General features: G+C 37.9%; 22 protein-coding genes and 1 tRNA gene. 21 read left to right on the forward strand and 2 right to left on the reverse strand.

The window, feature by feature from the left end; genetic code table 11:
- Nucleotides 1-40 precede the first annotated feature (40 nt).
- Nucleotides 41-1,048 carry an ABC transporter ATP-binding protein gene (locus tag ACMCNP_RS07585; protein WP_419316006.1) on the forward strand — a complete coding sequence of 336 codons (1,008 nt, stop codon included), beginning with the start codon at nucleotides 41-43 and terminating at the stop codon, nucleotides 1,046-1,048.
- A gap of 23 nt (nucleotides 1,049-1,071) precedes the next feature.
- On the forward strand, nucleotides 1,072-2,127 hold the full coding sequence (locus ACMCNP_RS07590) for an ATP-binding cassette domain-containing protein (protein WP_419316008.1): 1,056 nt from the start codon (nucleotides 1,072-1,074) through the stop codon (nucleotides 2,125-2,127).
- Here ACMCNP_RS07590 and ACMCNP_RS07595 read toward each other — a convergent pair.
- Complete coding sequence (locus ACMCNP_RS07595; RefSeq protein WP_419316010.1) at nucleotides 2,108-2,587, reverse strand: TraR/DksA family transcriptional regulator; 480 nt, start codon at nucleotides 2,585-2,587, stop codon at nucleotides 2,108-2,110. The two genes, ACMCNP_RS07590 and ACMCNP_RS07595, sit on opposite strands and share 20 nt — an antisense overlap.
- 137 nt (nucleotides 2,588-2,724) lie before the next feature.
- Between ACMCNP_RS07595 and ACMCNP_RS07600 the strand changes: the two genes are divergently transcribed.
- The 5 genes from ACMCNP_RS07600 (at nucleotide 2,725) to ACMCNP_RS07620 (ending at nucleotide 7,370) form a co-directional block, all read left to right on the forward strand.
- Nucleotides 2,725-4,143: a deoxyguanosinetriphosphate triphosphohydrolase family protein gene (locus ACMCNP_RS07600; protein WP_419316012.1), complete on the forward strand. Its 1,419-nt coding sequence runs from the start codon at nucleotides 2,725-2,727 to the stop codon at nucleotides 4,141-4,143.
- Nucleotides 4,144-4,253: 110 nt separating this feature from the next.
- Nucleotides 4,254-4,829: a D-sedoheptulose-7-phosphate isomerase gene (locus ACMCNP_RS07605; protein ID WP_419316013.1), complete on the forward strand. Its 576-nt coding sequence runs from the start codon at nucleotides 4,254-4,256 to the stop codon at nucleotides 4,827-4,829.
- Nucleotides 4,830-5,009: 180 nt separating this feature from the next.
- Nucleotides 5,010-5,480, forward strand: coding sequence for an HAD family hydrolase (locus ACMCNP_RS07610; protein WP_419316015.1), 471 nt, complete (start codon nucleotides 5,010-5,012; stop codon nucleotides 5,478-5,480).
- A gap of 126 nt (nucleotides 5,481-5,606) precedes the next feature.
- Nucleotides 5,607-6,035 (forward strand): rubrerythrin family protein, encoded by a 429-nt coding sequence (locus ACMCNP_RS07615; protein WP_419316017.1) that lies wholly within the window; start codon nucleotides 5,607-5,609, stop codon nucleotides 6,033-6,035.
- A gap of 30 nt (nucleotides 6,036-6,065) precedes the next feature.
- Nucleotides 6,066-7,370 (forward strand): heterodisulfide reductase-related iron-sulfur binding cluster, encoded by a 1,305-nt coding sequence (locus ACMCNP_RS07620; RefSeq protein WP_419316019.1) that lies wholly within the window; start codon nucleotides 6,066-6,068, stop codon nucleotides 7,368-7,370.
- A 247-nt stretch (nucleotides 7,371-7,617) separates the two neighbouring features.
- Here the strand turns inward: ACMCNP_RS07620 and ACMCNP_RS07625 are convergent.
- Nucleotides 7,618-7,694, reverse strand: a tRNA-Met gene (locus tag ACMCNP_RS07625).
- Between the two features lie 206 nt (nucleotides 7,695-7,900).
- Between ACMCNP_RS07625 and gcvT the strand changes: the two genes are divergently transcribed.
- The 14 genes from gcvT (at nucleotide 7,901) to hisC (ending at nucleotide 21,181) form a co-directional block, all read left to right on the forward strand.
- Nucleotides 7,901-9,082 (forward strand): glycine cleavage system aminomethyltransferase GcvT, encoded by a 1,182-nt coding sequence (gene gcvT, locus ACMCNP_RS07630; protein ID WP_419316021.1) that lies wholly within the window; start codon nucleotides 7,901-7,903, stop codon nucleotides 9,080-9,082.
- Nucleotides 9,083-9,194: 112 nt separating this feature from the next.
- Entirely contained in the window at nucleotides 9,195-9,587 is a 393-nt protein-coding gene (gene gcvH / locus ACMCNP_RS07635; protein WP_419316023.1) for a glycine cleavage system protein GcvH, read from the forward strand.
- Nucleotides 9,580-10,962, forward strand: a complete 1,383-nt coding sequence (gene gcvPA, locus ACMCNP_RS07640) for an aminomethyl-transferring glycine dehydrogenase subunit GcvPA (RefSeq protein ID WP_419316025.1) — start codon at nucleotides 9,580-9,582, stop codon at nucleotides 10,960-10,962. The genes gcvH and gcvPA overlap by 8 nt, the downstream gene beginning before the upstream one ends.
- A gap of 58 nt (nucleotides 10,963-11,020) precedes the next feature.
- Nucleotides 11,021-12,505 carry an aminomethyl-transferring glycine dehydrogenase subunit GcvPB gene (gene gcvPB, locus ACMCNP_RS07645; RefSeq protein WP_419316027.1) on the forward strand — a complete coding sequence of 495 codons (1,485 nt, stop codon included), beginning with the start codon at nucleotides 11,021-11,023 and terminating at the stop codon, nucleotides 12,503-12,505.
- A 42-nt stretch (nucleotides 12,506-12,547) separates the two neighbouring features.
- Nucleotides 12,548-13,165, forward strand: a complete 618-nt coding sequence (locus ACMCNP_RS07650; protein ID WP_419316029.1) for an alpha/beta hydrolase — start codon at nucleotides 12,548-12,550, stop codon at nucleotides 13,163-13,165.
- 124 nt (nucleotides 13,166-13,289) lie between these two features.
- A complete protein-coding gene (pheA, locus tag ACMCNP_RS07655; RefSeq protein WP_419316030.1) occupies nucleotides 13,290-14,369 on the forward strand; it encodes a prephenate dehydratase in 1,080 nt (359 codons plus the stop codon).
- Between the two features lie 44 nt (nucleotides 14,370-14,413).
- A complete protein-coding gene (locus ACMCNP_RS07660; RefSeq protein WP_419316031.1) occupies nucleotides 14,414-15,310 on the forward strand; it encodes a methylenetetrahydrofolate reductase in 897 nt (298 codons plus the stop codon).
- Between the two features lie 127 nt (nucleotides 15,311-15,437).
- Complete coding sequence (locus tag ACMCNP_RS07665; RefSeq protein WP_419316033.1) at nucleotides 15,438-16,007, forward strand: pyruvate ferredoxin oxidoreductase subunit gamma; 570 nt, start codon at nucleotides 15,438-15,440, stop codon at nucleotides 16,005-16,007.
- Entirely contained in the window at nucleotides 15,997-16,260 is a 264-nt protein-coding gene (locus ACMCNP_RS07670; RefSeq protein ID WP_419316035.1) for a 4Fe-4S dicluster-binding protein, read from the forward strand. The genes ACMCNP_RS07665 and ACMCNP_RS07670 overlap by 11 nt, the downstream gene beginning before the upstream one ends.
- A 36-nt stretch (nucleotides 16,261-16,296) precedes the next feature.
- The gene (locus ACMCNP_RS07675) at nucleotides 16,297-17,466 is read left to right on the forward strand and encodes a transketolase C-terminal domain-containing protein (protein ID WP_419316037.1); all 1,170 of its coding nucleotides are present in this window, start codon (nucleotides 16,297-16,299) and stop codon (nucleotides 17,464-17,466) included.
- Nucleotides 17,467-17,505: 39 nt separating this feature from the next.
- On the forward strand, nucleotides 17,506-18,402 hold the full coding sequence (locus tag ACMCNP_RS07680; protein ID WP_419316039.1) for a thiamine pyrophosphate-dependent enzyme: 897 nt from the start codon (nucleotides 17,506-17,508) through the stop codon (nucleotides 18,400-18,402).
- 15 nt (nucleotides 18,403-18,417) lie between these two features.
- A complete protein-coding gene (locus tag ACMCNP_RS07685; protein ID WP_419316041.1) occupies nucleotides 18,418-19,308 on the forward strand; it encodes a bifunctional 5,10-methylenetetrahydrofolate dehydrogenase/5,10-methenyltetrahydrofolate cyclohydrolase in 891 nt (296 codons plus the stop codon).
- A gap of 26 nt (nucleotides 19,309-19,334) precedes the next feature.
- On the forward strand, nucleotides 19,335-19,991 hold the full coding sequence (locus ACMCNP_RS07690; RefSeq protein ID WP_419316043.1) for a methylenetetrahydrofolate reductase C-terminal domain-containing protein: 657 nt from the start codon (nucleotides 19,335-19,337) through the stop codon (nucleotides 19,989-19,991).
- A gap of 32 nt (nucleotides 19,992-20,023) precedes the next feature.
- A complete protein-coding gene (gene hisC, locus ACMCNP_RS07695) occupies nucleotides 20,024-21,181 on the forward strand; it encodes a histidinol-phosphate transaminase (RefSeq protein ID WP_419316045.1) in 1,158 nt (385 codons plus the stop codon).
- Nucleotides 21,182-21,249: the final 68 nt, after the last annotated feature.

Raw genomic sequence — 21,249 nt, forward strand, 5'->3', positions numbered from 1 at the left:
GTAAAGATATTAATTCGGCAAGGGGTCAAGTTAAAAAACGATGAGTCTTGAAATAAGAGATTTAACGGTACGGCTTTGTTCTAAAAAAAAATCAGGCAAGGCGATCGATTGTTGCGACGGCATTAATGTCGTGGATTCTTTTTTTTTAACCGTTAAAGAAAAAGAGGTTGTTTCGATAGTCGGAGAGTCCGGCAGCGGCAAATCTTTTCTTGGTTTGTCTATTTTAAGGTTGAATCCCCCGGTCATTTCAAAAATAATTCGCGGCGAAATTAGAGTGAGATGTTCCTCTCAAAAGGATAAGGTAGATATTTTAAAGCTAAAACAGAGAGAACTTACGGGAGCGAGGGGTAGACTGATATCCATGATATTTCAGGACCCTAATACATCGTTGAATCCGGTAATGAAGATAGGAGAGCAGATTACCGAGGCGATACTGGCACACAGAAAAGTTTCTAAAGCGGAGGCTAAGGATATTGCTATTTCCTACTTAGATTCCATGAATATAGACGGCAAATTTCAGTTTGCTTCATATCCTTATGAATTATCGGGGGGTATGAGACAGAGGGTCATGATTGCAATGGCCATGGTTTTAAATCCATGCTTTTTAATAGCGGACGAACCTACGACGGCCTTAGACGTAACGACTTCACTGCAGGTCTTGAAACTTATCAAGGATATTAAGGAAAGATCGAATGTTGGGATTATTTTTATTACACACGATTTAACCATTGCAGAAAGTATTTCCGATATGACGTGCGTTTTCTATGCAGGACAGGTTATGGAGCTTGGGAAAACAAAAGAATTAATAGAAAATCCGATACACCCTTATACGATTTCTTTGATTAAAAGCATCCCCACTTTATCTGCAAATTATGTTCCAAAACAGAGATTATCCACTATACCCGGTTTTTTGACGGAAGATGATTTTAGCGATGGAAAATGCCGGTTTTATTCTCGATGTTTTAGAAGCAATAAAGACTGCCTGATGAATATTCCTTTGGTTCATTATGACACCGATGACAGATACGTAAGGTGTATTAAGATATGAAAAAGAAACCGAAAAAATAAAATATGGAAAAAATTACGAATCTTAAGGAAAAAAACGCAATTCTGACCGCTTCAGGGCTTTCTAAACATTTTAAATATTATAAAACCCTATTCGATATCAAAAAGAATGTGATAAAAGCCGTCTCGGATGTAACCTTTGACGTTTTAATAAACGAGATTTTTGCCGTGGTTGGAGAAACGGGATGCGGTAAATCGACCCTTTCCAAACTGATTACCGGACTTATAACTAAAACGTCCGGAACCGTATATTTTAAAGGTAAGCCGCTGGATTACGGAAACAGGGGCAAAAAATTGAGGAAAGATATTCAGATACTTTTTCAAGATCCCTATTCTTCGCTTAATCCCAAAAAAAAGATATATAAGATTGTTTCTTATCCCGCTGTTAAAAACGGCATTATAAGAAAGAGGGATAGAGTAGATTTTGCCGTTTCTCAGCTAAAGAACGTGGGATTGCAGGAAAATACGGCTTATTGCTACCCCCATATGCTATCAGGGGGTCAAAGGCAAAGAGTCGGCATCGCAAGGTGTCTGTCGGTGAATCCGGAGCTTTTAGTTCTTGACGAGCCGGTATCTGCTTTAGATATGTCAATATCGGCGCAAATTTTGAATTTACTGATGGATATTCAGGAAAAAACAAAGATGAGTTATATGTTTATAACTCATGATCTAAAATTAGTCAGACATATTGCAGACAGGGTATGCGTAATGTACGGAGGAAAAATAGTAGAGATAGCCGGTTCCGCAGAATTCTTCAACATGCCTGCCCATCCGTATTCCAATGTCCTTTACGACTCTATGATGGCCTTTGACTTTAAAAGTAAACCTGATTTGAGCATGGAAAATCTATCAAGAGCGAGGAACGAGCAGAAAAAGATTAAACCGGTTAAGAATAGCGGTCGAAATATCGACAGCGATAAAGAGAGAGGGTGTGTATATTTTGATAAATGTTATGCGTCTCAAGATATTTGCAGGGTGAACGAACCCACCATGGAAAATAAGGGTCAAGGCGGAAACAGGACGGTTGCCTGTTTTTTTCCGTTTAGTCGTCCGAATCCTTAAATATTTCATCTTCATTTATCAAAGGCATGCCCGTTAAATGATCCATATAATCCTCGCTTATTCGCCTTTTTTCTTCCTCTTCCTCCCGCGACCTGCAGTTTATGCACAAGTTGGAATAAGGAATTATTTTTAGTCTTTTTTTTGAAATCGTTTCCCCGCATTCATCGCAAATCCCGTATTCTCCCTCCTTTATTTTGTAAAGGGCGTCGTCTATCTCCCTTACCTTTTTTCTCTCTCTGTCTCCAAGCATATAGGACAATTCACGGTCTCTCTCGTTTGAAGCTATATCGTAATTGTCTCCGCGATACTCAGCGGGATCTTTGGATGAACCCTCTTTAATGCTGGCATCTATTTCTTTGAAAATAACCTTTTTCATATTTATCAGTGTTTCTTTTATTTCCTCAAGTTCCTCCGGCGAAAATGTCTGTTTGTCCTTGTCATCTTTAATTTTATTTTTCATTTGCGCTCCAGCTCCTTAAGTAAAATTTACTTTTTAAAAAATTTGAAATAGTATATATTTAATCAAGTTTAAAAGCAAGTTTAAAAGTTAAAAAACGGGGTCGGTAACAAAACCGCTTTTCAAGGAGGTATTTTTAAATGGATGAAGAAAGGATATTCAATTACGGTTATACAAATAAAGAAAAGAAGGAAAGGGGTGTGAGGTCTCCTTTCCAGATAGACAGAGACAGAATAATACACTCAAGTGCTTTCAGGCGGATGAGAAATAAAACTCAGGTTTTCGGGGTTTTTACCTTAGATTATTACAGGACGAGGCTTACCCATTCTCTTGAGGTGTCTCAAATAGCCCGTTCCATAGCAACCATATTGGTTGATAAATATGATATAAAAATAGACCGCGATGTCATGGAGGCCATTTCTCTAGCCCACGATATAGGGCATCCGCCCTTCGGTCATCTCGGCGAAGACATAATAAACCAAGAGTTGAAGACGATTACGAGAGGTAAATTCGGTTTTGAAGCCAATGCGCAGAATATAAGAATACTAAATTTTTTAGAAAAAAAGTTCTATGATACCGTCGACAATAAAATATACGGGCTAAATCCCACGCTAAAGACCATTGACGGAATATTAAAGTACAAACTACCATATTCATTGTCGGATAAAAACAAGCATTTTATATATGATAACGATATCTTTATATTGGAAAGGCTTCACGGAAAGAAATTCGTAAATTTCTTAAAAAATAATTTTGAGTTGCTGAATGATCCAAAAAATAAGAAAATTAAAGAAAACTTTTTTCAAGCTACAAGGTGTTTGGAGTGCCAAATATTAAACGCTGCAGACGACATAGCATATGCTGCCCACGATTTGGAAGACGGTGTAGAATCTAAGCTTATAGATATAAACGGACACCTTAAGGTCAAAAAATATTTAAAGGAAGACAGCTCTTTTTCTGGAGATTTGGACAAGATGAGTGAGAAAATAGATAATTTTTTCTTTAATCTTAATAAAATTTTTAAAACCAAAACGGATAAAATAAATAATAATGAAATAATGTACCATGTGAAGGTTAAAACCGATTTGAAGGAATTTTTTTCACGGTACATTTCTAAATTCATAATGAATATAGATATAGAGGAGAGAGAAAAGTTTTTTGCTGACGCTAAAGACAACGTAATCAAAAATATACCCCTTGATTTATGCGAAGATTCCTATAAATATGGTCTTACATGGAAGAACGATGTTAATATAGAGATTAACGCCTTAAAGCAGATTTCCTATAAACTTCTTATGGAGAATAGGGAGATATTGTTAAACAGATATAAAGCGGAAAATATTGTAAGTATGCTTTTTAATGTTTTTTCGGATATCAAAAACATAAATCTTTACCCGGATGATTTTCAGGAAATATTTAATTTCGGGTTTTACAATGTTTTCGGGGAAGACGGTTTTTATGTGATGTGTGCCGATTATATCAGCGGCATGACTGATATGTATGCGCTTAAATTGTATTCCTCATTATTCGAGTCCAAGGGTTTTACCGAGATATCGTGAACTACATCTCTATTATAACGAGATAGTTCGCCATTGATCGGATACCCATATTTAAAAATAAAAAATATGCTATAATTTTAGTTAATTTTAAATGAAATATAAAATACGAAATGAAAAAATTGATTATAAAGAGGTTTAATGAAGCGGCAGCACTACTTGAACTAACGGTAAGAGACGAAAAAATAATAAAAACGATGAGTGCAATGTCTCAAGCAATCATATCGGTTTATAATAATAGCGGAAAAATCTTTATTGCCGGAAACGGCGGTTCGGCGGCAGATGCCCAGCATATTACGGCGGAACTTGTCTCGAGGTTTTACAGAGAAAGGAAAGCACTTGCCGCAGAAAGCCTTACCGTAAATACCTCTGATATAACGGCAATAGCTAATGATTATGATTTTTCGGTTATTTTTTCCCGTCAGCTTGAAGCAAATGCAAGAAAAGGCGATATATTTTGGGGAATATCCACGTCCGGAAACTCTAAAAATATTATATCCGCTATAATCACTGCGAGGGATACGGGTATGAAAATTATAGGTTTTACGGGCAGTGACGGTGGAAAAATGTCCGACATGTGCGACCTGATAATTAAAATTCCATCCAAAGATACACCTAGGATTCAGGAACAACACATTCTAATTGCTCACATTATCTGCGAACTGGTAGAAAACGGTTTGTTTGCTTAACCCCTCACTCCATTAATAAAAAATAGAACTTTAACTTGAGTTGATTATTTGGTCAAACGGTGGTATACATAATATATTGTTTGATTTTTAATCGAGACGTTAACGGATTTATATACCGCCGCCGTAACCGATGCATAATTTAGAGAATATTTATATTAATAGTGCGGAAGGGGTGTGGATATGATAAAAATCGATATACCTGGAAATGCCGAAGTAACATTAAAAAACGTAGTTTTTGACATGAACGGAACGCTTTCGGAAGATGGAATAATTCGAGACAGCGTAAAAATCCTTTTAAACAAATTATCTAAGATTGTAGAGATATATATAATAACATCCGATACATTCGGAACCGCCGAAAACATGGTAAAAGATATAAATGCCAAACTATTCATAATAAGTGGTGAAAACTCTGCCGACAAAAAAAAAGAAATAGTCTACAAATTAGGATATCCCGAAACCGCAATCGTAGGTAACGGTTACAACGATCATGAGATGCTTAAACAGGGTGTTATAGGAATAGGTATTGTGGGTGTTGAAGGGCTTTCCGTCAAGGCGCTATTGCATTGTGACGTAATAGTGCCGAAAATAGAAGATGCATTAAACTTATTCTTAAATTCAAAAAGAATAATTGCAACACTCAGGAATTAGTTTACGGATACGGACATGTTATTTTATAGCAGGTCCGCAAACGGATTTAATTTTCACGATGCTTTGTTTTTATAGGAAATCTTTATCTTTCTGGTCCTAATTAATCTAAACAGGAGGTTGTAAGTCATGGCTAAAACAGTACATGGAACAAAAACTTTCGAGAATTTAAAGGCTGCGTTTGCAGGGGAATCGGAAGCAAACAGAAGATATTTATATTTTGGCAAAGAAGCCGATATACAAGGGTATCCGGATGTGGCTAATAATTTTAGAGAAACGGGAGAGGGCGAAACGGGACACGCTTTCGGACATCTCGATTATTTAAAAAAATATGAAGGAGGGGATCCTGCTACGGGTAAACCCATAGGTACGTTAAAAGAAATGCTTGAGTCTTCGTTGGCAGGAGAAACATACGAATACACGGAAATGTATCCGGGGTTTGCGAAAACGGCAAAAGAAGAAGGATTTGAAGACATTGCTTTATGGTTTGAAATGCTTGCTAAGGCCGAAAAGTCACATGCCGAAAGGTTTAAGAAAATTTTAGACAACTTTAAATAAAATTTTAAGTTCGATTGCAGGGTTTTGTTTATGTATAAGACGGATGCCGATCCTAAAATTACCCAAAATTTCAATATAAGAGACACCGATTTTTTGGATGAAAAAAATCTTTTTAATGAAATTAAAAGGGTATATTCAAAATGCAAGAGCTGCAGATTATGTATAGGATTTTGCCCGTCTTTTCCCGCCCTGTTTAATGCCGTTGACGATAAGAGCGACGATATTGAGGCTTTAACGCAAGAAGAACTTATTAAACCCTTGGATCTTTGTTTTTATTGCAAACAGTGTTATTTCAAATGTCCGTTTACGCCTCCCCATGAATGGAAAGTCGATTTCCCCCATTTGGCGTTAAGATATAAAATATTCAGATTTAAAAAAGAAGGAGCGGGAATTCGAGATAAGCTGCTTGTCGATACGGACAAGATGGGAAAAAGCTCTATTCCTGTTGCGTCTATTGTGAATAAGCTTAATAATATGAAGCTGTTTCGTTATATCTTAGAACCTGTTATGGGGATAGATAAGAGAGCTAAGGTTCCTTCTTTTAATAAAATTAGTTTTGAGAAGTGGTTTCATGGCAACTATAAAATAGATGATACCGTTTCGGATGTAAATAAATTTAACGGCAAGGTCGTCCTTTTCTATACTTGTATGTTAAATTATAATTTTTTAGACAGGGGTATTGCGTTAATAAAAGTTCTTGAAAAGAATAACGTATATGTCGAACTCCCCGACATCCAGTGTTGCGGTATACCTTATTACGACACGGGGGATATTGATAATTCTATTAAAAAAGCGAAATATAATATAAAAAATTTAAAAAAATATGTCGAAGACGGTTTTGATATAATCGTTCCGGTTCCGACATGCGCAATGCAAATAAAACATGAATATCCTTTATTATTGCCGGATTCAGACGATGCTGTCGCGATTGCAAATAAAACTTTTGATATTCATGAGTATTTATACCGCCTATATCAAAACGGAAAATTTAATACCGATTTTAAAAAATCTATGGGCAAAATAGGATATCATATTTCATGTCACTTAAAGTCTTTAAATGTCGGTTATAAAGCATTAAATCTTCTAAGGCTTATTCCCGAAACGAGCGTTCAGATTATTGAAAAATGTTCGGGACACGACGGAACCTTCGGCGTGAAAAAAAAGACTTTTGAATATGCTTTAGGGGTAGGTAAAAGTTTATTCGAAGACATAGATTCAATGAAAATGGATTATTATATATCCGATTGCCCGTTAGCCTCCGACCAGATAGAAATGGGTACGGGTAAAAAGGTTTTGCATCCTATCGAGATATTGTTTGAGGCTTATTCGGGATAAGGAAAGTTTACTTAAAAGACGGTATCGGATATATTTATTTTCTCTCTCACCCCGAGACATTTCTGTTTCTTCTAATGCTTAAAGTGATTTTAATGTTGGAAACTATGGTTTTAGGGGCAAACAGTGTATCCTCATTTCTGGGCGGTATACGATTACTGTCAGTTACAATGCCATGAAGCGGGAAGCCTGATTGTTTACATTTAGGTTTTGAATTCATAAGACAAAGTATGATGACAACAGCTTTGATTGGTTGCGGGGGCAGGATTCGAACCTGCGACCTTTGGGTTATGAGCCCAACGAGCTACCGGACTGCTCCACCCCGCTGTAATCACTATAATAACTTGCAGGGAATTATTGTATATTTTTTTAAATCTTAATGCAAGCTTATTTATTGGGGGAGACCTATTTAATTATAGGTATGTCGTAAAAGTTGACATTAGGTATCCGACTCATTATAATAACATCTATGATAATGATTAGATACGGAAAATCATGAGTATAGTAAATTTAAATTAGGAAACAATATTATTATGGACGCCAGAGTTAATAAAAGGACACCTTTATACGACGAGCATGTTAAGGCAGGTGCAAAGATTGTTTCTTTTGCCGGTTTTTTTATGCCTCTTTATTATAAAAGCATTATAGAAGAGCATTTAAACGTAAGGAACGATTCCGGAATTTTCGACATAAGCCATATGGGAGAAATAATTATAAAGGGAAGGGACGCAAGTTCTTTTGTGGATTATATTTTCACGGCAGACGTATCGAAAATAAGGAATGGGGAAATCATGTACTCGTTAATATTGAACGAGAAGGGCGGGATAATAGACGATGTTACGGTTTTTAAGTTTTCCGATAGCGATTATATGGCGGTAGTAAATGCCGCAAATACCCCAAAGGATTTTTCATGGATGCATTATCAACAAATCGAATTTCAAAAAGCAGGGAACGATGTTACGGTAGAAAATATAAGCGAAACGGTGGGTCTCCTTTCCGTGCAGGGACCAAAATCGAGGGATTTGGTATATTCTTTAGCGAGCGATGCCGTTAATAAGGGCAAGTGCGGATTATTCGACTTTAAGTTTAATGCTAAACCGGTCAAAGAATTGAAGCACTTCGAGTTTGGTTGTGCTGTTTTTAAGGATATTAATGTAGAGGCGTTAATATCAAGAAGCGGTTATACAGGGGAATTCGGGTTCGAGATGTTCGTGTCCGCCGAAAAAACAGTTGTTTTATGGAATTATCTTTTGAAGAATTCGCGTCTTTCAAACCTTATTCCCATAGGTTTAGGTGCAAGAGATACCTTGAGGTTTGAGGCTGCTCTGCCTCTTTACGGACATGAACTTGACGAAACCATTAATCCGTATGACGCAGGCTTTGAGAAATACCTTTCAACGACTAAAAATTTCATAGGCAAAGAGGCTTTAAGCAATATTAAAAATAAAGAAAAGAGGTTAATTTTTTTTAAACTTTCCGGCAAACAGATACCAAGGCATCTGCAAAGAATTTTAGACAATAATCTTAAGCCGATAGGATGTATTGCAAGCGGAACTTACAGTCCGTCCAATAAATTTCCGATAGGCAGTGCTTATCTTTCGGATGCCAATATAGATCCTTTATTTTTGAAAGACTTCTTTATTGATATTAGAGGCAACTTCGAAAAGGCAGAGGTGGTTACGCCTCCGTTTCATCGAAATTTTAAGAGATCGTAAATCAGAAAATTAGAACTAGCCGGGACGAAACAGACTACATTCGTTTAACGAATGCCGAATATTGTGATAATAATAAAAAATATTAGAGCGTAAATATCAAAGGGGTTCAAAAATGGCGATAAACGGTGAATTTTATTTTGCAAAGTCCCATGAATGGATTGCAAAGAATGCAAACGATAAGTTTTATGTCGGGATATCCGACTTTGCGCAATCAGAACTGGGAGACGTAGTGTATGTTTCTTTTCCGGAGGTAGGCAAGACTTACGAGAAGGGCGATAAAATAGGAGAAATAGAATCAGTCAAGTCTGTTTCGGAAATTTATGCACCCGTTAGTCTTAAAATTATTTCCATCAATTCCAAATTAAACGATAACCCCGAACTGATCAACCAACAACCCTACGATACCGGTTTTATCGCCGAGGCAGAGGTGTCAGATTCTTCCGATATGGATGGGCTAATGGACAAAAATGCGTATGAATCTTTTATAACCTCCATTCATGAATAGTTTTCGTTACTTTCCCAATTCAGAAAAAGACATTAAACGGCTATATCGTATTATAGAAATAAAGAATAAAAATGAGCTCTTCAGCAGGATTATGGGAGATATTCCTCTAATGGACGAAAGTCTATTAAGGACACTTTCGCAATATATGGACGAAAAGACTCTATACAGGTTTTTTTCCGATATTGATTCAAATCTTCCCGATAAAGATAAATTTTCTATATTTGCCGGCGGCGGTATATATAATCATTTCATCCCGGCGGCAGTAGACAGCTTGATTTCAAGGTCGGAATTTTATACGCCTTATACGCCCTATCAGCCGGAGGTCAGTCAGGGTACGCTCTTTGCGCTGTTCGAATTTCAGTCTATGATAGCCGAAATATCCGGAATGGATGTAGTAAATGCTTCTATGTATGATGGGGCTGAAAGCTTGGCGGAAGCGGTTTTGATGTCTATAAGGCTTTCTAAGGGCAATAATAATTTAATTCTAATTTCTGAAGGTGTGAATCCACGTTTTGTTTCGGTTGTTAAGACCTTTATAGGCGATACCGGCATAAAAATAGAAAATGTCGTATTAAATGATAAAACGGGCAGGACGAATATAGAAGATTTGAAGCTTAAACTAAGATTGAAAGGCAAAAGCGGGGCGACGGTAGTAGTTCAGCAGCCCAATTATTTTGGAGTAATAGAAGATCTGGAAGAATTAGAGCCGGTTATTCACGGCTTTAATCCGAGACCCTTTTTTATTGCGTCTTCCACCGAACCTTACAGCTTTGGAGTCATATCTCCACCCGGGTCTTATAATGTCGATATATTTGCCGGAGAAGGAAATTCTTTCGGAAATTATATGAATTTTGGGGGACCGCTTTTGGGATTGTTCGGTGCAAAAAAAGAGTATGTTCGGCAAATGCCCGGGAGAATAGTCGGTAAAACAAAAGATAATAGAAACAAAGATGCTTACTCGTTTATTCTTTCTACGAGGGAGCAGCACATAAGGAGAGGGGCGGCAACTTCCAATATATGTACCAATAGCTCTTTGAACGCAGTCAGGGCGGCGATATACTTATCTCTTTGCTCTAAGGAGGGATTCAGTAAAATATCGCTTTTAAATCTCAAATTATCTCATATATTGAAGGAGAAGTTATTAGAAACCAAACTTTTCAAGTTGCTATATTCGGGTGATTTTTTTAACGAATTTTCTCTAAGAATTCTGAATAACGGCGTCAACGTTGCGAGATTCATAGAGGATATGGCGAAAAGAGAGATTTTGGCGGGAATAGAAATTTCAGAAAGCGATATTTTAATTTCCGTAACAGAGAATAATAATCTGAGCGATATAGACGGGTATGTAGAAAATGCCAAAGCGGTTTTAACGTAAGGGATATGGAAACGGCAGTATATGTATTTGCCGGATTAATGGGGTTAAAATAATAAATATGTTAAAATTTCCGGGAATTAAAGGTTTGTTTTTCGACGAAGAGCTGTTAAGCAAGCAAAGCTCTAAGGGTGTTACAGGTATAAGCATCCCATGCTCCGGCTTAAATTCCTCCGATTTAAAAAAGAGCGGAGGGGTGTATATAGATAAAAAATTTATCAGAAAAAAGGCGCCGAGGCTTCCGGAGGTGTCAGAACCAACGGTAATCAGGCACTTTACCAGGCTTTCAAGCTGGAATATGTCTGTAGATTCGGTTTTCTATCCGCTTGGTTCTTGTACGATGAAATACAATCCTAAAATAAACGAGACTATAGTTTCACTCGGCAACATAAAAAACTTGCACCCCTTGACCCCTGATTTTTTAGTTCAACCGGCGCTGAAGATTATTCACGATTTCAATCTTATTTTATGCGAGCTCACGGGATTAGCCGAATTTGGTTTTGCACCTCAAGCCGGCGCGGCAGGGGAATTTTCCGGATTAAAGATTATTAGAAAATATTTTGATTCCAACGGCGAGAGCAGGAAAATAATACTTATTCCGGATAGCTCTCATGGAACTAATCCCGCGAGTTCGGTTTTGGCGGGGTTCACACCCGTAGAAATTAAAACAGGCACGGACGGAACCCTAAATGCCAAAGACGTAAAAGAATATATTTCCAAAGATGTTGCAGGTATAATGATTACTAATCCGAATACGTTTGGGATTTTCGAAAAGGACATAAAGAAGATTAGCGAAATTATGCATGAAAACGGTTCACTTGTTTATATGGACGGGGCTAATTTTAACGCCTTTATAGGCAATGTGAAGATTTCCGATATGGGTATAGATATGGTTCAGCTTAATCTGCATAAAACGTTTTCTGCGCCTCACGGGGGAGGCGGACCCGGAAGCGGTGCGATAGGGGTTGTCGATTTATTAAAAGAATATTTGCCTGTACCGTATGTAAATTTTGGCAACGCCCGTTATAAAATTTCGGAAGATAAAGAGCACACCATAGGAAGAATTGCGCCTTTTTTGTGTAATTTCGCCGTCATTGTAAGGGCGTATGCATATCTTCTCTCCCTAGGGAGGGATAATATTTCGTCAGTAAGCGAGATTGCAATACTGAATGCGAATTATATCAAGAAAAAGCTCGGGAAGATACTTGAAGGCTCGGATCCTTTTGAGAAAGGGTTTTGCATGCATGAATGCGTTTTTAATGATGCGGCGCTTGAGAAAAACGACATATCTACCATTGAATTTGCAAAGCTCTTGATAGATTACGGTTTTCATCCGCCTACCATATATTTTCCCAAAAATATTCACGGGGCAATTATGATAGAGCCTACCGAAACCGAATCGGTAAAGACCTTGGACAGTTTTATAAAAGCCGTAGAGGCGATCAGATTTAAGATTAAAAAGCTTAAAGCGGTTAAATCTCCTCAAAAAACCAAGGTGGGGCGAGTTAATGAGGTTCTTGCAAATAAACACCCGATATTTAAGTGATATTATTATGAATATAGCATAATAAACTTAAGGTGAACGGTTATGAACATGAATTTTAGAGATGTTGATTTTGAAACTGCTGACGGCGGGGATATCAAGGGGTCTTTATTCGGTTCTTATCCCAATATCGTCATAACGGCACACGGAAGGGTTTTTAATAAAGAAAGCTACTACGACCTGTGCGATATTCTTTTGAAAAATAAGATATCGTCCCTGTCGTTTGATTTTAGAGGTTACGGAAATTCAAAGCAGGGAAGTGCCGGCGCAAATGCATACGGAGAGGATATCGTAGGGGCAGTCAATTTTGCCAAGGGTTTGGATTTTGTAAAAAGCATTACTCTTTTGGGTTCAAGTATGGGCGGCGGAGCGGTATTGAACGCATCTAAGCTATATAAGCCCTCGGAAATAAAATCGGTTATCGTTTTGTCTCCCGTTTTTATCGAAGGTGTAAGTTTCATAGATGTGCCGATTCATTATCTTGGGACGGAAGGCGAGCAGTTTGCGGAAGGCATAAGAAAAATGCATGAGATCACCGAATCCCCTAAAACCCTTCATTTTTTTAAGGGAAGTGTACATGCTCAGAATATTTTTGCCACGGAGTCTAATGACGAACTCGTTTCGCTTATAATCTCCTACGTCAAGGAAAAAAAGAAAGAGTGACAGGGCAATATCCTATTCGCTTCTTTGCGGATATATAAAACACTTTGCTTTTCTTAAAAAATTATGTAAAATACACTACGTTTAAAGAGAAAATAGAAAAATAAACCGCTAAATTAACAATGGAATGGACGAACTAAAAAAATTAAGAAACGATATTGATTTAATAGACCGCGAGATTGTACGACTTCTTAACGAAAGAGGTAGAATTGCCTTAAATATCGGCCAAGTAAAGTCTTCGAATAATAAAACGTATTATAATCCCTCAAGGGAAGGCGAGGTTTGTAAAAATATAACGGGTAGCAACGAAGGACCGTTAAAAGACGAGCATTTACAGAATATATTTAGAGAGATAATTTCTGCCTGCATTGCCGTACAGTCCGGCATAAGGGTCAGCTATTTTGGTCCCAAGGGGACATTTACACACCTTGCCGCCATTAAAAGATTTGGTTTCTCCAGAATGCTTATGCCGGCTAAGACTATTTCCGATGTTTTCAGCTCCGTATCGAAGGGATTTTCCGATTACGGCGTTGTTCCTGTGGAAAATACGATAGAAGGCATGGTCAATGCAACGTTTGATATGTTTGTGAATTCCGATGTAACCATTATAGGTGAAGAGGTTATACCTATAAGTCACTTTCTTTTCTCAAGGAAAGGAGATATAGAAAAGATTGAAAGGATTTATTCCCATCCCCAGGCATTTGGCCAGTGTAGAAAATTTCTCGAAGAAAACTTTAAAAACGTGAAACTGATAGATGCTTTTTCGACCGCAGACGCCTGTATTACTGCACATGGGGATGATAGCTCCGCTGCAATAGCATCGGAGGTTGCCGGTAGGATTTATGGCATGAACGTGCTGTTTCCGCATATTGAGGATTACGGCAATAATTTTACGAGATTTTTAATTATTTCTAACGGCGAAAAAACATCTAAAACCGGTAACGACAAGACATCTATTTTATTTTCTATTAAAAACTCTGTAGGAGCGTTATATAAAATCTTGAAACCGTTTTTTGAAAATAAAATTAATATAACCAAAATAGAATCGAGGCCTTCTAAAAAGTTTAACTGGGACTATCTGTTTTTTATAGACGTAAGTTCCCATGAATCCGATGAAAAACTTAAGGAGACATTAAAGGCCGTAGAAAGTTATACTATATTTATAAAGGTATTGGGTTCATACGAATCCGCCGCAAAGATTATATAATTCGTATGTCGGCATGTCCTTGACGGGGAGGAGGGAGTAATTTTATGATGCCTATTAATTTGAAATCCGGTAATAAACTAAAAGAAGGTTTAAATAATGGCAAGTTTGTTTATACATCGGAATTGTCTCCGGAAAGAGGAACCGACATTTCAAAAATACGGGCTACGTATGAATTATTAAAGGACCGTATTACGGCATTTAATATTACCGATAATCAGGGCGCAAATATGAAAATGTCTTCCCTTGCCGGAGTCATTTGCATAAAACAATTTGGAGGAGAGCCTATTTTTCAGCAGACGTGCAGGGATAGAAACCGCATGGCCTTAGAATCGGACTTATTAGGTGCTGCCGCGTTTGGAGTAAAAAATATTTTAACCCTCACCGGCGATTATATTTCATTCGGAGACCACAAGCACGCAAAGGCCGTTTACGACATAGATTCGGTTAACTTAATCGAAATAATAAAAGGATTGAACTCCGGAGTAGATATGAACGGTAATAAACTTGCCGGTTGCACTGATTTTTATATTGGGGCGGCGGTCAACCCGGAATCTGTTCCGCTGGAACCGCAACTCATAAAATTTGAAAAAAAGATAGACTCCGGATGCAATTTCTTTCAAACTCAGGCAGTATTTGATACGGATAAGTTCGGCAAATTTTACGATTTTTATAAAAAATATAAAGATATTAAGATCATTGCAGGAATATATATATTAAAATCCGCAAAAACAGCCCGTTTTATGAATAAATCCATCCCGGGAATTTATATAACCGACAGGATCATAAACGAGCTTGAAAATGCGGGTGAACCATTAAAAAAAGGGATTGAAATTGCCGCCGGGATTGCAAGGAGATTAAAACATATGGTACACGGGATCCATGTAATGGCATACGGCATAGAGGATAAAATTCCCTATTTTTTAGACGAATTTGAAAAATAGAAATTCGTAAAATTAGGAAAATTATTGACATAGGTGGGGTTGAAAATGTATAATCTCTGAAACGTCAATATAAAATTTTTTAAGATCTTTGTGGTTTATTGCATATAAAAAAACCAAGGATGATTTCATGATGAAAGAGATTAGGATACATGGCAGGGGTGGTCAAGGTTCTGTTACGATGGCTTCCATTCTCGCTTTAAGTTTTTTTGACGATGGAAATTACTGTCAAGCATTTCCGTCATTCGGATCGGAGAGAACGGGTGCCCCGGTTCAGGCCTTTGTGAGGTTTTCCAATAAACCTATAAGAACGAGGCATCAAATATATGATCCGGACTATATAATAGTTCAGGATGCAACTATTATTAAGTCGGTTCCGGTTTACAAAGGCATTAAGGAAGGCGGAAAGATTTTAATAAATTCCGAAATAAGTATGAAGGATATTATCGAAGAGCTCGGTGGAGTCGGTGAAGAAGGTGTTATCTTATTTCCTGCATTAAAAATCGCGCTTAAAATCTTGAATAAACCCATTGTTAATACTACACTACTTGGGGCTTTTTCTGCAATAAGCAGAGACGTCGATATAGAATCTATTAAAAAAGAAATAGAAAACAGGTTCGGTTCAAAGTTGGGCAGGCTCAATGCGGAAGCGGCTCAGGTTGCTTATAATTACATAAAGGGAGACATGAGTGGATTTTAAGATCGGAATTATCGCTATGCCGGGGACGGCGCTTCTGAATAAAACCGGTTCTTTTGCAAATGAAAACCCCGTGTTTAAACATGAAAAATGTACGGGATGCAATCTGTGCATTTATTTTTGTCCGGAAGGCGTTGTTTACGGCGACAAGAAAACAAAAATATACGATTACGATGTCGATTATTGTAAGGGATGTGCGATATGCGTTGAAGAGTGTCCGGTTAACGACATAGAAATGATTCTTGTAGAAAAATAATTTTAATATATATAATATAATGGCGGATATAACGATATGAGACAGGTTCTTGAAGGTTCGATGGCTGTTTCCGATGGTGTCAGAATGGTGGAGCCGCATGTTATTTCGGCTTATCCTATAACGCCGCAGACACACATAGTTGAACATCTTTCAAAAATGGTTGCCGACGGCAATCTGAAATCCGAATTTATTATGGTCGAAAGCGAACATTCCGCCGCTTCGGTCGTTCTGGGTGCAAGTGCTTGCGGGGTTAGAACCTACACGGCTACGGCTTCCCAAGGGCTTATATATATGGAAGAGGTCATATATAATATTGCGGGCATGAGGCTTCCGGTTGTTTTGACTGTCGCAAACAGGGCGCTTTCCGCACCGATAAATATCTGGAACGATATGCAGGATGCAATGGCGATAAGGGATACCGGGGCTATTATGTTAGTTGCGGAGAATAACCAAGAGGCATACGATATGCATATTCAGGCGTTTAAAATCGCCGAAAATCCCGACGTAATGCTTCCGGTAGTGGTCAATGTGGATGGCTTTGTTTTAACGCATACTTTTGAAATAGTAGAAACGATAGACTCTATAGAAAAGGTGAGAGAATATCTTCCCCCTTTAAATATGAAATATAAACTCGATGTTGACAATCCTTATTCTTTCGGGACGCTCGGCGAGCCGTCGGTTTATATGGAATCCAGATACAATCTCTATAATGCCATGAACTTATCAAAAAAGGTTATAGTAGAAGCAGCAGGAGACTTTAAAAATATGTTCGGTAAGTTCCACGGGGCTCTAACGGATACTTATAAGATGGATGATGCAAATACCGTAATAATAGCGATGGGTTCCGTAATCGGAACTATAAAGGATGCGGTTGACGAATTGAGAGAATCGGGCAAAAAGATAGGCGTTTTAAAGATACGTTCGTTTAGACCTTTTCCTGAAGACGAGATTGTTTCCGCCCTTAGAAACGCAGAAAATGTCATAGTAATAGAGAAAGCCGTATCTCCGGGAAAAGGGGGTATTCTTTCAGTGGAAATTAGAGATACCTTATATAAGAATAAAATGACTTCGATCAACGTTAACGGATATATTCTCGGTCTTGGGGGCAGGGATATTACTCCAAAGAATATATACGACCTTGCCATGAGAGCGGAAAGAGAAGAGAACGTCGACGGTAAGTTCATAGGATTGCGCCGACTTGAATAAAAAGTAGTAAATAAAATAAACATAAAAAGAAAAATAAATATGCTGACAAAAGAGGAAACACATAACGGGATTTTTACTATGGGGCATACCGCTTGTTCCGGTTGCGCTCAGTCTATGAGCGTTAAGCTGATCATGGAGGTTCTGGGTAAAAATACGATTGCAGCCACTTCGACGGGGTGTCTTGAGGTTTTTTCTACACGCTATCCGGAATCGTCATGGAGGATTCCGTGGATACATTCCCTTTTTGAAAATTCTGCTGCAGTGGCTTCCGGAATAGAAGCCGCACTTAAAATTACAGGTAAAAAAGACGGTATTACCGTTCTTGGTCAAGGCGGGGATGGCGGGACGGCGGATATTGGGATTCAGGCACTTAGTGGCATGTTCGAGAGAAATCAGGATATATTGTATATCTGTTACGATAATGGTGCATATATGAATACGGGTTATCAAAGAAGCGGTTTGACCCCATTAAATGCTTATACTACCACGAGTCCGTCAGGAAAAGAGTCTTTTGGAAATTCCAGACCTAAAAAATATATGCCGGAAATTGCTATGGCACATAGAATTCCTTATACGGCGGTAGCTTCGGCGGGCTATCCATTGGATCTCCAGAAAAAGGTTAAGAAGGCAAAGTCCATAAAGGGCGCTAAATATTTACAGGTGGATGTTCCATGCGTTCCCGGTTGGAAATATGAGCCGAGATATTCCGTTAAGCTTGCCAAGCTTGCCGTTCAAACAGGTCTTTATCCCCTGTTTGAGGCAGAATACGATAAAATAATTTCCGTTAAAAAGATAAGCAGAAGGGTTCCGGTGGAGGAATACCTTAAACTTCAGGGAAGGTTTAAACATCTGTTTAAGGACGAAGCAGGCAAGGCGGAGATAGAAAAAATTCAAAAGATTGCCGATGAAAACATTGCTCGATATGCTTTAATTTAGCCTATTTTTAGATTAATGACCGAAAATAATCCCGATCCTAAAGAAAAAATAATAGACGGAAGATTAATTGCCGAGGAGATAGAGGCGTCTTTAATTAAAAAGATAGCAAGGCTTGAAAGTGAAGGAATTATTCCGCTAATCTCGGTTATTCTCGTTGGAGACAACCATGCTTCCGTAGTATACGTAAAAAATAAGGAACGATCTGCACATAGGTGCGGAATATTATCCAAGAAGGACGTTTATCCAGAATCCTTTACCGAAAGAGATCTTATAAACAGAATAGAGGAATTAAATAACGATCCCCTTGTCCATGGCATACTCGTTCAATTGCCTCTTCCGCGTCATATTGACGAAAGAACTGTAATGGAGGCAATAAGCCCGGCTAAGGATGTGGATGGTTTTCATCCCCTAAACACCGGAAAAATATTTACGGATAATTCTCCTTTTTACCCCTGTACTCCATACGGAATAATTAAGATGTTGGATTACTACGATATTTCCGTCAAAGGAAGAAATTGCGTCATAATAGGGCAAGGCAATATCGCGGGCAAGCCTATGGCCCTTATGCTTATAAATAGATTTGCTACGGTCGTATCTCTTAATATTTTTACGAAAGATATTAAATCTTTTACGCAAAAAGCGGATATTTTAATATCTGCTACAGGCAAAATGCATTTGATAGATGAGAGTTTCATAAAGGAAGGAGCGGTTGTAATAGATGTCGGAATTTCAAATATTAATGGAAAAATTTATGGAGACGTCAATTATGACAGAGTTATAGATAAAGTCTCCAAAATAACGCCTGTGCCGGGAGGGGTCGGTCCGGTTACCGTTGCTGTTTTGATGGAAAATACGGTTAAATCTGTAATGATGAAAAAAAACAAAGACCCGCGGAAGCATGTCTGATTTAACCATTATTTATATAAAACAAAATGATTGTAACTAAACAGAAAAAATTAGACGAAATTATCGGAAAGATAAAAGGCTCTGTTTTTATATTCGGGTGCGGCATTTGTTCGGATACTTCAAGGACGGGCGGACGCAAAGAAGTTGAAGCTATGCGCCTTATTTTAGAAGATAAAAATATTACGATAGAAGGGACTTACGTAATAGACGCCATGTGTCATTTTCAAAAGGTAAGAAAAGCGGTAAGGGATAATAAAGAGGGTATATCTAATGCAGGAACGGCTTTGGTTTTGTCATGCGGAAGCGGAGTACAGTCGGCTGTCGGCGTTTTGCCGGATACAATAAAAATAGTTTCTGGTGTCGATACCGTATTTTTAGGCAATATCGAAAATCTGTCCTCGCTGAAAGAGATGTGTTCGCTGTGCGGTAACTGTGTTTTAAACGAAACAGGCGGAATATGTCCCGTAACATTATGCCCAAAAGGTTTGTTAAACGGTCCTTGCGGCGGCATGAAAAATTATAAATGCGAGATAGACGAAAATTTGGACTGCGCATGGGTTAAGATATATGAAAGGTCTATTATTCAAGACACAGTCAAAGACATCAAAAAAATAGCAAAACCGAAGGATTATTCGCTTAAGAAACCCGCCGCGACTCTTAAATTCACCGGTTCACACAGGTAAAAAGCATAAATAATAAATAAAATAAATAGTCCATGAAATCCTTTAACGTTAAAGCGCCGGATTATATTTATAAAATTAATCCCTATATTCCCGGAAAGCCGATCGAAGAGGTCAAAAGAGAGAAGGGGATTAAACATATAGTAAAATCTGCATCAAACGAAAATCCTCTCGGACCGTCGCCGGAAGCCGTTAAGGCGATAAGGGCCTATCTTAAGAACTTAAACAGATACCCTGACGGTTCCGGGTTTTACCTAAAACAAGGGCTCGTCGGGTTTTTTAATTCAGACAGAAATAAAGCCGGAAACGAAAATAAAGATACCGGGCAAAACAGCCGAAAGACTGGTATATTAAAGCCGGAAAATTTTATATTGGGAAATGGTTCCAATGAATTAATAGACATAGCCGTCAGAACTTTTTGCGAAAGGAACGAAAACCTGCTCTCTCCTTTTCCGTCGTTTGTGGCATATTATCTTGCCGGAGAACAATTAGGCTTAAAGTTAAAGATGAGCGAATTGAAGGACTATTCGCTTGATTTAGACGATATGCGTAGATTAATAGACGATAAAACTAAAATTGTTTTCATATCAAACCCGAATAATCCTACCGGAACTTTTTTTTCAAACGATAAGATTGTAGACTTTATTAAAAAAGTTAGAGATGATGTCTTAATTGTAATAGACGAGGCCTATATCGAATACTTCGGAAATTCGTTAATAGACGAGGCGGATATCGCCGATTTTCCAAATGTGCTTGTCTTACGGACATTTTCTAAGGTTTACGGATTGGCCGGACTCAGGATAGGTTACGGAATAGGGCACAAAGAGTTAATTTCTTTAATGGATAAGGTTAGAGAGCCGTTTAACGTTAATTCATTATCTTTAGTCGGTGCCATTGCGGCGTTAAAAGACGACGGATATGTTAAGAAGGTAATAGAAACAAACGAAGCGGAGAAGAATTATCTTTACTTAGAGTTTAGAAAAATGGATATAAAATTTATAGAGACCGGAGCTAATTTTATATTGGTAAAACTAAAAGGGCAAAAAGCCGTACATATATGTGAAAAGCTTTTGGATGCAGGCATTATAGTAAGGCCGATGGATAGGTTTGGATATGACGACATGCTTAGAATCACTATCGGTACGCATGCCGATAACATTAAGTTGATCAGGGTGTTGCATAGGATTATTTAAGGTTTTACAATTTTTTTTCAATGGAGTAAAATAAATCTTGAAAGTAACGGAAAATAATTAAAATTCGG

The sequence above is a fragment of the Candidatus Acidulodesulfobacterium sp. H_13 genome (genome assembly GCF_048541835.1).
Lineage (GTDB): Bacteria > SZUA-79 > SZUA-79 > Acidulodesulfobacterales > Acidulodesulfobacteraceae > QIJE01.

Excerpts from the sequence above, each read along its gene's own strand:
- ACMCNP_RS07585 (WP_419316006.1), top strand. The coding sequence starts at position 41 with ATGAGTCTTGAAATAAGAGATTTAACGGTACGGCTTTGTTCTAAAAAA.
- ACMCNP_RS07590 (WP_419316008.1), top strand. The coding sequence starts at position 1,072 with ATGGAAAAAATTACGAATCTTAAGGAAAAAAACGCAATTCTGACCGCT.
- ACMCNP_RS07595 (WP_419316010.1), bottom strand. The coding sequence starts at position 2,587 with ATGAAAAATAAAATTAAAGATGACAAGGACAAACAGACATTTTCGCCG.
- ACMCNP_RS07600 (WP_419316012.1), top strand. The coding sequence starts at position 2,725 with ATGGATGAAGAAAGGATATTCAATTACGGTTATACAAATAAAGAAAAG.
- ACMCNP_RS07605 (WP_419316013.1), top strand. The coding sequence starts at position 4,254 with ATGAAAAAATTGATTATAAAGAGGTTTAATGAAGCGGCAGCACTACTT.
- ACMCNP_RS07610 (WP_419316015.1), top strand. The coding sequence starts at position 5,010 with ATGATAAAAATCGATATACCTGGAAATGCCGAAGTAACATTAAAAAAC.
- ACMCNP_RS07615 (WP_419316017.1), top strand. The coding sequence starts at position 5,607 with ATGGCTAAAACAGTACATGGAACAAAAACTTTCGAGAATTTAAAGGCT.
- ACMCNP_RS07620 (WP_419316019.1), top strand. The coding sequence starts at position 6,066 with ATGTATAAGACGGATGCCGATCCTAAAATTACCCAAAATTTCAATATA.
- gcvT (WP_419316021.1), top strand. The coding sequence starts at position 7,901 with ATGGACGCCAGAGTTAATAAAAGGACACCTTTATACGACGAGCATGTT.
- gcvH (WP_419316023.1), top strand. The coding sequence starts at position 9,195 with ATGGCGATAAACGGTGAATTTTATTTTGCAAAGTCCCATGAATGGATT.
- gcvPA (WP_419316025.1), top strand. The coding sequence starts at position 9,580 with ATGAATAGTTTTCGTTACTTTCCCAATTCAGAAAAAGACATTAAACGG.
- gcvPB (WP_419316027.1), top strand. The coding sequence starts at position 11,021 with ATGTTAAAATTTCCGGGAATTAAAGGTTTGTTTTTCGACGAAGAGCTG.
- ACMCNP_RS07650 (WP_419316029.1), top strand. The coding sequence starts at position 12,548 with ATGAACATGAATTTTAGAGATGTTGATTTTGAAACTGCTGACGGCGGG.
- pheA (WP_419316030.1), top strand. The coding sequence starts at position 13,290 with ATGGACGAACTAAAAAAATTAAGAAACGATATTGATTTAATAGACCGC.
- ACMCNP_RS07660 (WP_419316031.1), top strand. The coding sequence starts at position 14,414 with ATGATGCCTATTAATTTGAAATCCGGTAATAAACTAAAAGAAGGTTTA.
- ACMCNP_RS07665 (WP_419316033.1), top strand. The coding sequence starts at position 15,438 with ATGATGAAAGAGATTAGGATACATGGCAGGGGTGGTCAAGGTTCTGTT.
- ACMCNP_RS07675 (WP_419316037.1), top strand. The coding sequence starts at position 16,297 with ATGAGACAGGTTCTTGAAGGTTCGATGGCTGTTTCCGATGGTGTCAGA.
- ACMCNP_RS07680 (WP_419316039.1), top strand. The coding sequence starts at position 17,506 with ATGCTGACAAAAGAGGAAACACATAACGGGATTTTTACTATGGGGCAT.
- ACMCNP_RS07685 (WP_419316041.1), top strand. The coding sequence starts at position 18,418 with ATGACCGAAAATAATCCCGATCCTAAAGAAAAAATAATAGACGGAAGA.
- ACMCNP_RS07690 (WP_419316043.1), top strand. The coding sequence starts at position 19,335 with ATGATTGTAACTAAACAGAAAAAATTAGACGAAATTATCGGAAAGATA.
- hisC (WP_419316045.1), top strand. The coding sequence starts at position 20,024 with ATGAAATCCTTTAACGTTAAAGCGCCGGATTATATTTATAAAATTAAT.